Consider the following 13,613-nt stretch of genomic DNA (forward strand, 5'->3'; position numbering starts at 1 on the left):
TGGTTTTGCAAGGATCTCGCCAGTTCTGTAACTGTTTTATGCAAATTCATTAACATTTGATAAACAATGGCTTATCAACATCAATGCGCTACGACCGGGGAAATGACTGGGGATTTGACCCGATAACGGGGATAGTTCATCCCCATTTTCAGGGGACGAGATTAAATGAAAGGCGGACGGTGGTGCCCTCGCCTTCACGGCTATCGAGGGTCACTGCCCCGCCAAAACGCTCCATGATCCGCTTGACCAGCACCAGCCCGACGCCCAGCCCGCCCTGCTTGGTTGTGAAGAACGGCCGGAAGGCCATGGTGCGCTGTTCTTCGCTCATGCCTTTGCCGGTATCGCTGACCGTCACGCTGACACGCTGGGCTTCGCGCGGCTCGATCCGGATGGTCAGTGTTCCGCCGTTGTCCATGGCTTCCACCGCGTTGGACAGCAGGCTGTTGAGGATCTGGGTCAGTTGCACGTGCTCGCTCAGGACCATGGGCGTCTGGTCCGGCTCGAACACCACGTTGACCCTGGCCTTGCGGATCTGCTGCTCGTAAGCCAGCAGGCTGTCGTGCAGTGCAGCCACCAGGTTCACCGGTTCAGCTTCGTCATTGAGCGGTCGCAGGGACTGGAGCAACTCCCGTACCCAATTCGACATGCGATCGACCTGTCCAATGATGTCGTTGATGTTGCCGTGTGCCGGACCGTCGTCGAACTCTATCGCCAGCTCGGCGCTTGAACGGATGTTCGCCAACGGATTGCGCAGACTGTGGGCGACCGCCGAGGACATCTCCCCCAGCGCGACGAAGGTTTCGTTGGTGATCAATTGCTTCTGCTGCGTCGCCAGCAGGATCGCCGCACGCCGCACGATCCAGAACAGGCCCAGGTAAATCAAAGCGCCGCCCAGGGCGGTCGCCAGCCAGATCAGCACCAGTCCGCGCGCCATGCGGTTGATCAGGTCCTGCGGTTCCTTGTAGATCTCGACCATCGCCGTGACGGTGGTGCCATCGGCGTCGAACAGGGGAATGTAATTCTCGAGGAAGATGAATTTGGGTGGCACCACGAACTTCTGCTCCATGCGGGATTTGTCCACATCGTGGTAACTGGCCGACACGGAAGTCCTGGAGTTGAATGCCCGTTCGAGGTCTTCATTGTCATGAATCGTGGTGCCCATCAAGGACGGATTGGTGGACCAGATCACCATGCGGTCGGGGGCATAGATATTGGCCAGGATCACGTCCGGCAGCTTTTCGATATGGTCGAGGAATTCACCACGGGCACTGGCCCGGGCCAGCGGGTCGACGTCGGGAAAGTCCTTGTCTGTTCGTGGGTCGAGCAACTCGCCCATGGTCCGCACGTTGGGAATCGAAACATGACGTACCTCGGCCAAGGCAATCGACTGAACGAACTGTGAGGTCAACAGCGCATCACGCTGCACGCTTTCGGTAATCACGAACCGCGTGGACACCGCCCCCAGCGCCACCACCACCGTGCCGATCACCGCCATGCTGATCAGCGAGAACCAGCGCAGCAGATCGAACGGCTGCTTGCGCGTTCTCAAGCGGACTTCGCTTTCGCTCGCAAGCACTTTAGCGATTGTGGTCATGGACACCTTCCCGGTAACCCTCCATTGGTTTATAGCCCACCCAAGACAGTTTGCCCGAACCTGGGGACTGCGGTTCCCCTGCGTCCCTGCGCCCCCTTTGCCCCAATGTTGGGGACAACCGCCCGTTTGATCACTTCCCGGTCTATCGGCCGCGACTGCGCCAGCGCCTTTGTTCAGGCCTCTGCCGGGCGTTTTCGCTGATTGGTATGGAAGTTGCCCCTCGCTGTCAGCTGACCCATCCCCAAAGGGCAGGTACTTCGACAGAGGGAATACCCATGCACCCTTTTCTGTGCAAAACCGCGACCGCGCTGGGCGTGATCGCTCTAGCCCAAGGCATCGCCCAGGCAGCGCTGTTTGCCGTAGACCCCGGACCCTACCTGCCAGCCAATGGCAACTTCGCCGCCTGGTATCAAGATGCCCACGGCCGAACACTTGACCTGTGTCTGTCAAAGGCTGTCAGTTCCAGGGTTGCCAGCGCGCCTGGCGCCCCGACTTACATGTGCTCTTTGATCCCTGCCCCCGGGATTTTCGACGACACCCAACCGTTGGTCTTCCCGACCAATTTCCCCGACGAAGCGTTCTGGGCGACAGGCGAAACGACCATCGTCGACGCCGCCCGAGGCATCGACCTGACCTATGTCTCGGCGCTCGAAGGCGCCTTCAGCGGGGGTGATCCGCTGGAGGGCGATCAGATCAGCTTCGCCCGTATCCGTATCCGCGTCGACGTGCCCGTCGCCGGCACCTATGTCATCACCCACCCCTATGGCGTCGAGGTATTCAATATCGACACCCCCGGCCGGCGGGCGATTAACATGACCCGGGACATCGGCATCGGTGCGCCAAAAACCTATGACGGCGCGCTCAAGGGTGACGTCGGGCCGTTCCTGCGCAGCGTCAACGGCCCCTACACCGAGACCAACCCGAGCACGGGCCAGGCGGAAATATTCGTCGGCGATCCGAACCTCAACGAAGCCGTGACCGGCAGCCCGTTCAACACCAACTACGTGCGTATCGAAGGCCCCAATGGCCTGGACTTGCGCACCAACCTCTTCGCCGTTTCCGGCAAGTTGTCGTCGGTGGTCCGGCCGACTCCGGTGATCGCCGAACGCAGCACCTACTCGCGACATGCCGGCGCCAGCGCACCGGTGGCCCAGCAGGATGTGTTCGTGCTGGCCCCACCGCCACCGGCCAGTGTGACCCTGACCAGCAACAACCCGATCCTGAGCTTCTCCGAAGCGGACACCACCGGCCACTGGTATGCGCAGTCGCCGAACAATCCGACCCTGCCGAGCACCTTGCAGGTGAGCGCCGACAACCACCTGGCGATCACCAGCAGCACGCCGACCGTCTTGCCCATGCCGCTGACCGACCTGGTGACGATCTCACGTGCCGAGTACAGCCTGAGCACCGGGCAAATCAGCATCACCGCCTCGACCAGCGACGAAACCTCACCACCGGTGCTCACCGCTACCACCGGCTCCGGTCTTGCCATCGGCGCCCTGAGTGGCGACGGCGCCGTGAAAAGCCTGGCCACCGGCATCACGCCGGTTCCGCCAGCCCAGGTTCGCGTGACGTCATCCAATGGCGGCAGCGATAGCGAAGAAGTGGTCATCGTGCAATGAACGCCCACATGCCCGGATCCTCATCAGGAGGCATCATGAACAAATGGCCACGCCTGGCGGTCAACGCCCTGGGACTGACTCTATTGCTGTCCGGCAGTGCCTTCGCGCAACTCGCCGCCGTCGATCCCGGCCCTTACACCTTTGCCACCGGGAGATTCCCCATCTGGTATCAGGACAACAATCAGCTGTCGATGGAGCTGTGCCAGTCCCGCGCCGTCAGCACACGGGTCGCTGCCAGTGTGCCACCGGCGTACATGTGCACCCTGCTGCCGACACCCGGGATTTTCGACGACACCCAGCCGATGGTGTTCCCGGATAACTGGCCGGACGAAGCCTTCTGGTACCTGGCCGAGACCAGCATCCCAGACAATGCCGCCGGCTATGGCATGGACGCTTATGTCGCCGGGATCGAGGCTGCATTTGCCGGCGGCAACCCGGTCGACGGCGACCAGATCAGCTTCGCGCGGATTCGCATGCGGATAAATGTTCCCACTGCCGGGACCTACACCATTACCCACCCCTATGGTGTGGAAACGGTCAACGTCACCACTCCCGGACGTCGTGCGATCAACATCACCAGGGACGTCGGCATCGGTGCACCGGGGGTTTTCACCGGTGCAGTCAACGGCGCGATCGGGCCGTTCCTGCGCAGCGTCAACGGCCCCTACACCGCGGTTAATCCGGACACCGGCGCCATCGAAACCTTCATCGGCGACCCGAACCTCACCGAGGCCGTGACCGGCAGCCCCAACAACACCAACTTCGTACGCATCCAGGGCCCGGCCGGGACCCTGCAGACCAACCTCTTCACCGTGGCCGGCAAGGTGCTCGACAGCCGCGCGCAAACCGCGGTGGATATGAGCCGTGCCACCTACCGGCGCACCGCCGGCACGGGGGGCAACAACACCCGGGTCGAAGTATTCGCCAAAGCCGACAATGGTTCGACCCTGTGCTTTCGCGAAAGCATCGCCCTGGTGCCCGGTCCGCCGCCGACGCCTTGCCAGACCAACATGGTGAGCGATGACAACGGCACATTCTTCGCCCAGCATCTGCTGGCCAACGGCACCGTGCCGCCGGTCGTGGTGGTCACCGCCACCAACCCGGCCGGCACCACCCGCCCGACCACGGTGTCGAGCAAGCTCTCGGACCTGGTGAAAATCCAGACCGCCAGTTATAGCTGGAGCAATCACAGCCTGCTGATCGAGGCCACCTCCACAGACGAAGTGGTGGTACCGGACATGGTCGCCCAGGGTTACGGACGGCTGTCGAAAACCGGCACCCTGCAACGCCTGACGGTGGCTGACCTGTCCCAACCACCTGCAACCGTCACGGTGAAATCCGCCGCCGGCGGCAGTGACACCGAGTCGGTCGCAGTCGTTGGCACTGCACCGGACACCGGCGCGAACCAGGCACCGATCTCCGTCGCCGATACCGGCAGTACCAGCTTCGGCGTGCCGATCACCCTCAACCTGCTGGCCAACGACAGGGACCCTGATGGCAACACGCCGCTGAGCATTACCGCGCTGACCCCACCGGCCGCCGGCCAGGGCACCGTGGCATTGAGCGGCACCACGGCGGTGGTCTACACACCTCCCGCCGTGGTCAACGCGCCGCTGACCGCGACCTTCACCTACAAGGCCCAGGACGTCAAAGGCCTGGCCTCGACGACGGCGGCAACCGTGACCATTACCGTCACGCCTAACCGGCCTCCGGTGGCGGTCGCCGATGCCGTCACGACACTGGGTGTGGCGATCCCGATCAGCGTGCTGGCCAACGACACCGATCCGGAAGGCAACCTGCCGCTGGCCGTCGCCAGCTTCACTCCACCACCGACAGGTCGCGGCACCGTCAGCAGCAACGGCACGGTGCTCACCTACACCCCACCGGCCTCCGTCCCCACGGCCTTCACCACGACCTTCACCTACTTCGCCCGGGACAGCTTCGGCGCCGTGTCGACGACACCGGCCACGGTCACGGTGCAAATCTCGCCGCGGCCTGTTGCGGAAACCTTCGCAGTGACCACCGCAACGGTCAGAGCCCGCTCCAACAACCGCTTTACCTGGGACTTTGCCGGCACCTCATCGGTGACCACCGGCAACACCATCACCGTCAAGGTCACTACTCCTGCCGGGCTGGTCACCCTGGGCACCACCTCCGTACCGGTGAATGGGCGCTGGAAGTTGACGCTGAACAACACCACCACGGTGGTTCCGTCGGCCAGCCCGACCGCCACGATCAGCTCGTCCCAAGGCTCCGTGCGCACGGTGCCGGTGATCGCCAACTGAGCCCGCGCCCCATCAGCCACGCTGGTTGATGGGGCCGGTTTCCCTGTAGGAGCTGCCGCAGGCTGCGATCTTTTGATTTTTGACGATGTTGAAAGGACGAAAGATCAAGATCAAAAGATCGCAGCCTTCGGCAGCTCCTACAGTGGGTTGGCGTACACAAACGCTCTTGCCTGCATGCGAATCCTGCTGATCAGGCTGAAGGCCATGTTGCGGGACGGCACCGGATCCAATGCAGGAGCGACGGTGCGGCTTAAACAGACACCACTTCAACCACCGGCATTTGCCAGCGTTGATTGACCACCTGCTGCCCGGGCCCATACAGGCGCAAGATCAGGGTGAACGCCCCGCTCGCCGGCGTCGGCAACCAGTTGCTCTGCTCCGGCGGCGTGGCGTTCTGCAGGATCAACGTCAACCCACCGTCCGCGTCCATCCGCATATGATCCCGGCTGCTGAGGCCGTAACGATTGATCGGGTTGGCCACCAGTTGCCGGTCCGGCAAGTCATACAACGTCAGCGACCAGAACTCGCTGGCGGGCGGCAATTGACCCGGTGCGAAACGCAGGCGATAGCGTCGCCCGCCCTGCAAGGGTTGCCCCTGATTATCCACGCGAGTGCCGGTGTAGAAGGCCTCCTCCACACTGTTGCCGTAAATGCCGACATTCGCCGCAACAGCGCGGTTGAGGTAATTGCCGTCCAGCGTTTCGCGCGTGCCGAACAGGCCGAGGGTGGTACGCACCTGGCTCACCGCGGCTTGCAGTTGCGCCTGGGCGTCCTGAATCCCGGCGAGCAGTGCCTTGCGCGTGGCTGGCGGCAACGTCGCCGGGTCGAACCCCTGGCCAGGCACGATGCCGATCCGCGCAAAGCGTGCGCGCAGGGCTTGCTCGGACGGTTGCGTCGGACACAGGCTGAGGATCTGGTTCAACACCGGGATAAACTCAAGCCCCAACCCGGTCTTGCTGTCCCAGGGTTGCCAGTCAATGACTGGCGCGGCCACGGGCGCTGCACTGCCGACGTATTCATGCAATGAACGCAAACCGTATTGCTGCTGCAAGGCACGTACCGCCGGCAGGTCCCCGGCGTTTTTCAGGCCCGTTCTGCCAAGCACCATGACGATTTCGGTTTCGCTGCGCAGCACGGCCGTGACGCCGTCCGGTGTATGGCCTTGCCAGTCGGGTCCGGCGATCAGGTAATTTCCCGCATCGCGCCCGGTGCTGAGCACGCCGACATAGGCAAAGTTGTGGGTGTACTGGTCGACCAGTTGCAGCACGTAGTAGCGGTCATCAGACACGGCCGGCACACTCAGCACTTGCGGCTCGCTGCGCAGGTCGAGCCAGGCCCAGGAATACGGCGTGTCGTTGTTCGGCGTGACGATGTCGCGATTGCTCGGGGTGAACAACTCGCCGTAGTGACGCAAGCGGTTGAAGCCGCCGACGTACTCCGGGGCAGACGCGTTGAGCGCCTGTTTTTCCATGGTCTGGTAATGCATGAGCATGGGGTAGGCGTAAATCCACGCCTCCTTGGCAATCTGGCGCAGGTCATCGGAATCAGCGGCCAGCAACCAGCGTGGAAACATCAGGCTGCCTCCCAATACCCCCATGCTGCCCAACACCCGGCGGCGACTGAACATCAGGTTCACGGTTCGATCCTCGCAATCGTCGGCAACTGATAACTCCCGTCCAGTGCCCCGCCCTTGGGCAGGTACAGGCGCAACAGCAGGTTGAACGGACCTTGCGGTGTCGGCAGCCAGTTGCCCTGCGGCGCATCCTTGGGCGCATCGGCTTGCAGGGTCAGGGTCAAGCCGCCGTCGGCATCGTATTGTAGACCAGGGCTGCGGTCGCCCAGGGCATAACGCTGGATCGGGTTGGCGGCGAGCAGTTGGGTCTTGCTGTCGTACAAGGTCAGTGACCAGAACGCATTCACCGGCGGCAATTGCCCTGCAGGGAAATGCAGGCGATAGGCGTGCTGGCCGCTGAGCATCTGCCCCTGGGCATCGTGCAGCGCCATCGGGTACAGCGCTTCCACCGCATCGTTGGCGTAGATGTAGCGCCAGGCAACCGCGGCACGGGTCAGGTCGTCGTCGCCGAACTTGCCGACGTTGGACGGCGACGGCAACCAGCCCTGCTGTTCCACCGACAGCTGGCTGGACGCGGCGCGCACTTGCTCGCGACCGGCTTCGGCGCCTTGGGCGACGGCTTGGTGCAAATCCGCCGGCGCCTGGAATGCGGCGCCCGGCTTCACACCGATAGCGGCGAAACGGGCCAGTTTTTCCTGCTCGCTGGCGCTCCACTGATGCAGCGGCGCCAAGGCGTTGAAGGTGCTGAACAGCGCCTGCGCCGGCCCCTGTTTGGTGTCCGTATACGCTGGAAGCTGCAGCGTTGCCAAGGGTTCAGGCGCCGCGCTGCCGCTCACTGTGGACAGTGGTTGCAAGGCGTAGCCCTTGAGCACTTGAGCGGCGTCTTTCTGATCGGCTTCGCCCTTGACCTCGGTGCGCCCCAACAGGAACACCAGGCGACTCGGCGAGCGAATCACGCCGCTGAAACCCGATGGCACTTCTCCCTTCCAGTCCGGCCCGGCGATCAGGTAGCGCCCCGCTTTATCACCTGTGGCGCGGGTGCCGATGTAGTCGAGGTTGTTGGTGCGCATGTCGACCAGTTGAAAGCTGTAGTAGCGCCCCTGCACGGCCGGAACGTCCAGCACCATCGGTTCGCTGCGCAAATCAAGCAAGGCTCGGGAATAGAAGGTGTCGTTGTTCGGCGACACCACTTTGTTGTCCTGCGGGCCGAGCAAGCGCGGTTCGCTGTAGAGCCGGTTGAACGGCAGCTTCGCGGCGATGGCGCTGAGCACTTTGTCGTGCTCGACCGTAGCGTAGGCGAACACGTAGGCCTCTTGGGCCAGTGCCTTCGCCTGGGGTTGATCGAGGGTTGCAGCGTGAACGGTACCCAGGCTTGCGCCCAGGGCAAGAGCGGATATCCAGTAGCGCACGGTAGATCTCCTGTAGATAAACATCGGCACACACAGATCCCTGTGGGAGCGGGCTTGCTCGCGAAAGCGGTGTGTCATTCACTCATGATGTCGACTGACACGACGCCTTCGCGAGCAAGCCCGCTCCCACATTGGATTTGCGGTGGTTTGGCGAAGGGTTACTTGGCCCAGCGCCGCAGGTCCGACGGGGTGTAGTCGTCGGTCTTGGCGGCGAAGCCCACGCGCATCGGTTCGGTCTCTTCGTTGGCCAGGCCGCCGGCGTAATAGCGTCCGGAGATCAGGTCGTACGAGGTTTCCAGCACGTTGTAGGTGAAGCCGTGGTCGTACTGCTGAATCGCATGCAGTTCACCGCTGCGCCACAGTTCACCGCGGCTGTCGTACTGGTCCGACTGGGCGATCTGCCAACTGTCCTCGTCCACATAAAAGCGGCGCTTGGCGTAGATGTGCCGGGCATCCGGCTTGAGGGTCGCTTCCACCACCCACACCCGGTGCTTCTCATAGCGAGCCAGGTCCTGGTTGACGTGATTGGGCTTGATCACGGCGTCGTACTTGAGGTCGCGGCTGCCGATCCTGTAGCTGTTGTAAGGAATGAACAGCTCTTGCTTGCCCACCAGTTTCCAGTCGAAACGGTCCGGCGCGCCGTTGTAGCCGTCGACGTTGTCGGCGGTGATCAGGCCATTGCTGTAACGGGCGCTGTTGTCATAGGCGATCATCGGCGCACGGCGCACGCGACGTTGCCCCGGCAGGTATTGCCAGGCCGAACGCGGCTCGGCGACCTGGTCGATCGGCTCATGCACCAGCACCGCTTCGCCGGACAGACGCGCCGGTTCCAGAACCCGGCTCTTGAACATGAACAGCACGTTGGAGCCCGCCTCCAGGCCACTGACTGTGTCGGCGAAGTTGATCAGCGACTGGTTGCGCACGTAGCTGGTGGCGCCGTTTTCACGCACCAGTGCGGCGCTGCTGATGCGCTCGTAGCTGCCGCCGCGATAACGGGTCATGTGGTTCCACATCACCTCCAGGCCTTCGGTGGGCAGCGGGAACGGAATGCCCCTGGCGTAGTCATGCAGACCGTTGCCGCCATCGGCCATGCTGGTCTTGGCCACGTTGTCGCGGCTTGCCGCCAGCACATCCCTGGGCAGGTTGGCGCTGCGATGGGTCGGGTAGATGTTCATCTTGTAGGTGTCGGGAAAGCGCTTGAACAAGGCGATTTGCCCGGGGCTGAGAAACTTCTCGTACTGCGCCACATTCTTCGCCGTGACGGTGAACAAGGGCTTCTCGGCCGCATAAGGGTCGCTATAGCCGCCCTTGCTGTCGACGGTGCCGGCGTTGCTCGCCAGGCCACCGGTCCAGGACGGAATGCTGCCGTCGGCATTGGCTGCCATTTCCGAGCCCATGGGGGTCAGGGTCTTGCCCAGGGCTGCCGAATCGGTGCCTTTGGCCTGTGCCAGGCCGACGGTGCAGGCCAGGGCCAGCACGCACAATTGCATACGCATAACGGTTCTCCTCAGAAGTCTGCCTTGAAGCTGACGGATGCGAAATCGCGGTCGTCGAGGGTGCTGTAGTCGTTGGAACCGAAGAAGGCGTTGTAGGCCAGCTCCACGCTGTAATCGTTCATGTAGACGCCGGTCAGGCTCACGCCAAGCGCTTGCTGGCCTTCCTGGAACGGCCCTTGCGGATCGTAGGAATAACCCTCGACGTCATGCCGCCAGTTGACGGCCGGAATCAGGTTGATGCCCGGCAACACATCGCTGTATTCGAGGCTCGCGCGCAGGCGATAACCCCACGACCACTCGGTGGCAAAGCCTTTGTCGGTGCAGTACTGATTGGTGACGCCGGAGGCGACGGTATTGCACGGCGTGCCGTTGCGCGGCGCACTGCGGCCGAACGCGGCGCTACGGCCAAGGCGCTCGTCGCCCAGATCGTCGATGTGCACGACACCGGCTTCACCGAACAGGCTCAGGCGCGTGGCGCCCAGCACGTTGTCGATGGCCTGGGTGGCCGAGCCGGTCATCTGCCAGACACCCTTGCGCTCCCAGGCATCGAACTGGCTGCCATTGGTGGTGCTGAAACCGGGCGGCAATTGCACCCAGGAGCTGCCCCCCGGCCCGGAAATCACGGCGACGTTGACGTCAGGTGCGTTGATCGCCAGTGGCATGTTCGGCCGATAGCTCAGCTCACCGGCCAGGGAAATCCCGGTAACCGGTTCGACGCCGTTGAGGCTGATGCCGTACAGGTGAATGTTTTCCGGGAAGGCCGCCGCATAACTCGGCGCCTGGGTGCCACCGGGAAAAGTGCCGGGCAAGGAAGTGTTCCTGGCGTCGAGGGTGAAATACGGCAAACGCGAGTGATAGTTGATGTAGTAGATCGCAGCTTCAGCATCGTTCAGCGCCGGGATCATCTGGCGCAGGGCGAAGCCGAACTGGCCGTAATCGGACGGCGACTCATTGCCCCGGGAGGTGGCGTACAACCCCGCGGCCTGCATCTGATCATCGGTCTGCACCTGGCTCAGGTACAACGGCCCGCACCCCGGCTGAATCACGTCACTGCTGGCGAAGAAAGTGCCGCAACCGTCGAGGACACTGGGCCGCCAGTTGTATTGGTAGAAACCTTCGAGGTTGGTGGTGTCGGTCAGACCGAAGCTGAAGGAAACCATCTCCACCGGCAACTGGCCTTCCTTGATTTCCACGCCGGGACGGTTGAACGCCGAGATGTCCAGCGGGTTGATCACGTTGATGCCGTTCTGGATCAACAGCGCCTCGCCCCAGGACAACACCTGGTTGCCGACCTTCACGTTCAGCGGATGGTCGGCCACCTGGAAGTCTTTCCAGACGTAGGCGTCGAGGACCTGGAAGCCCTTGAACTTCGACAAGTCGTCCCAGCCCGAGTCGTCGAAATCCTTGAAGCGGCCATTGCCGGTTTCATAGGCGTGGTCGTACCAGTATTTGAAGCGCAGGAACGCGCCCTGGCCCTGGCCATCGAGACTGAAATCGGTGAGACCCTTGAAAAGCTGCGAGATGGGGTCACCCTTCTCGAAGTTCAGCCGGTTGTCATCGGCGCTGACGCTGCTGCCATTGGCATTCACGCCCTGGGCCTGCAAGGCATTGGCGCGGGTCATCAGGCTTTTGTCGGGATTTTGCGTCGACCAACTGCTGCCCAGGCTCAGGCTGGTCCTGGTCGACAGGCTCCAGTCTTCGTTGAGGTCAAAGGTGGTGGCGCAGGCCGGCCCCGTGAGTATGGCAACAATCGCCAACGCAAGCGGTTGCGGGCGGGAATGGCCAAGCCGGTGAAGTCGTTGGCGGACTCCGGCTGTGGCCGAGCTTTTTTTTATCATTATTGGGCTCCGGTCAGGTTTGCTCAGCCCGGACACGTTGCCCAACTATCGAGCGCGACACGCAAGCGATGGCCGACAAAAAATATTCATCGGGGGGATCTGCGGGGCGGGTGGTATTTTTTGAAGGTGTACAGGTAACGGCGACTATTGGTCCCGCCCGTACGGCGGTTCACTTTGGAAAAACGGAACGCCGCCCGGCCTGTAGGAGCGAGCCTGCTCGCGATGGAGGTCAACGATGATGCGGGGAGCCTGACACCCCGCGGTGCTCTCGGTTTTTTCGTCGGAACGCCGCCCGGAGCAAGCTCGCTCCTACAGTGGATCGGCGTACACAAACGCTCTTCACCACTCATCAGGCCGAACGTTAGCTCGCCTGCCTTAGCGCACCAGTCGCTCGGCCAGCGCCTTGGCCTGGCTCGCCACATCAGTGACGGCCGTGCTTTCCCACCACATGCCACGCAACGGCGGGCCCATGGCAAACAGACGGCTGGCGGGCAGCCCCTGCGCGTTCAGCACCGCGCCATCGACCTCTGCCGCGATGCCCAGGGCCAACGGCCCCGGTCGCACCAGGCCACGAGCGAGCAGTTGCCGGGGCAGCGGTCGTGCGACCCGGCGCCAGTCGTATTCAATACCGCTGGAGTTGATCAGGGCAGCACCGCTGACCACACAGGCCTGCGCCTCGCCGCGTCGTCGAAGGCGGATGCTCACCCCGCCATTGATCGAAGGCTCAAGGCCCTGGTATGACGCGGCGTGAATACGTAACCGTCCTTCTTTATACAAGCGCGCTACCAGTTCGGCACTCAAGGGTGGCGAGCGGTGGTGATGGCTTTCCCACCAGGGCCGCACATGCCGCACGAACTGCCGACGCTGCACATCCGTTGCCTGATGCCACAAGCGGCCAATGTGTGCCCGAACCGTGTCCAGTGGCGCCTGCCAGTCGATGCCCTGGGCGATGGCGTCCCGGCAGTGTCGACGCAATTCGCGCAGCAACTGGCGAGGTGTGCGGATGTCCTGATCCTCGGCGAGAAAATCCACCCAGGCCGGAGGCTGGCGGCGCACATGGGGCAGCAGCCCATGGCGGGAAAACACTTCGATCGGCCCGCGATGTCCGGCCTGTTCGAGGGACACCACGGCGTCGACCATGGTCAGGCCCGAGCCGATGATCATGACCGTCGATTGCGGATCGAGCTGCTGCATGGCTGCCACGTCCCACGGATCGAGGGCCGCCGCATTCAATCCGCTGGATTGAGTTTGTGGCGTGCGCGCAGCGGGGAACATCCCGGTGGCCAGCACCGCAAAAGCGCCCTGCAAGCATCGGCCGTCGCTCAAGGTCAAACGCACCGCGTCTGCACCGGCTTGCAAATCGACCACCTCGGCCTGCACATGCTCGACCGTCGAACCGATCAAGGCACCCACCGCCTGGGCTTCTGCGAGGCGCTGCCGAGCGTACAGGCCGAAGATTCCCCGAGGGGGAAACAGCTCGCTGATTGGCACGTGCTGCTGATCCGATTCCGGCCAGCCACCGCCGGCAATGTAGTCGGTGAGCCATTGGGTCAGGTCGTCGGGGTTGTCCGGGTCGACACTCATCCGCGCCGCGTTGCCGTTGAGCGTATGGCCCAACTCCACCGCGCTGTAGGCTTCGCCCCGCCCCAACTCGGTCCGTGGTTCGATCACCAGCACCCGACGCCGGCCCGGCAATCGCATCAACTGCGCCGCCAGCATCGCACCACTGAGGCCGCCACCGACAATCAGGACATCGGCGTCATTGTTCAAGGTCTGACCCATCCTGCTCTCCCTGT

The 13,613-nt window shown here is 63.0% G+C and carries 8 protein-coding genes; 2 read left to right on the plus strand and 6 right to left on the minus strand.

Annotated elements, in window-relative coordinates; translation table 11 throughout:
* Nucleotides 1-148 precede the first annotated feature (148 nt).
* Complete coding sequence (locus KSS91_RS17820) at nt 149-1,594, minus strand: sensor histidine kinase (RefSeq protein ID WP_015094522.1); 1,446 nt, start codon at nt 1,592-1,594, stop codon at nt 149-151.
* Between the two features lie 275 nt (nt 1,595-1,869).
* On the opposite strand from KSS91_RS17820, the gene KSS91_RS17825 reads away from it, so the two are divergent.
* Both KSS91_RS17825 and KSS91_RS17830 read left to right on the plus strand, forming a co-directional pair.
* The gene (locus KSS91_RS17825) at nt 1,870-3,216 is read left to right on the plus strand and encodes a hypothetical protein (RefSeq protein ID WP_217835611.1); all 1,347 of its coding nucleotides are present in this window, start codon (nt 1,870-1,872) and stop codon (nt 3,214-3,216) included.
* A 35-nt stretch (nt 3,217-3,251) separates the two neighbouring features.
* Complete coding sequence (locus tag KSS91_RS17830; protein WP_217835612.1) at nt 3,252-5,501, plus strand: Ig-like domain-containing protein; 2,250 nt, start codon at nt 3,252-3,254, stop codon at nt 5,499-5,501.
* Nucleotides 5,502-5,751: 250 nt separating this feature from the next.
* Here the strand turns inward: KSS91_RS17830 and KSS91_RS17835 are convergent, their stop codons facing one another.
* The 5 genes from KSS91_RS17835 to KSS91_RS17855 form a co-directional block, all read right to left on the minus strand.
* The gene (locus KSS91_RS17835) at nt 5,752-7,128 is read right to left on the minus strand and encodes a DUF1254 domain-containing protein (RefSeq protein WP_225923772.1); all 1,377 of its coding nucleotides are present in this window, start codon (nt 7,126-7,128) and stop codon (nt 5,752-5,754) included.
* Nucleotides 7,129-7,133: 5 nt separating this feature from the next.
* Nucleotides 7,134-8,483, minus strand: a complete 1,350-nt coding sequence (locus KSS91_RS17840) for a DUF1254 domain-containing protein (protein WP_217835614.1) — start codon at nt 8,481-8,483, stop codon at nt 7,134-7,136.
* A gap of 158 nt (nt 8,484-8,641) precedes the next feature.
* The gene (locus tag KSS91_RS17845) at nt 8,642-9,979 is read right to left on the minus strand and encodes a DUF1329 domain-containing protein (protein WP_217835615.1); all 1,338 of its coding nucleotides are present in this window, start codon (nt 9,977-9,979) and stop codon (nt 8,642-8,644) included.
* A gap of 11 nt (nt 9,980-9,990) precedes the next feature.
* A complete protein-coding gene (locus KSS91_RS17850) occupies nt 9,991-11,817 on the minus strand; it encodes a DUF1302 domain-containing protein (RefSeq protein WP_217835616.1) in 1,827 nt (608 codons plus the stop codon).
* A 375-nt stretch (nt 11,818-12,192) separates the two neighbouring features.
* Entirely contained in the window at nt 12,193-13,599 is a 1,407-nt protein-coding gene (locus tag KSS91_RS17855; protein WP_217835617.1) for an FAD/NAD(P)-binding protein, read from the minus strand.
* Nucleotides 13,600-13,613 lie beyond the last annotated feature (14 nt).

Origin of the sequence: Pseudomonas azerbaijanorientalis, from assembly GCF_019139795.1 — a bacterium.
Taxonomy (GTDB): Bacteria; Pseudomonadota; Gammaproteobacteria; order Pseudomonadales; family Pseudomonadaceae; genus Aquipseudomonas; species Aquipseudomonas laurylsulfatiphila.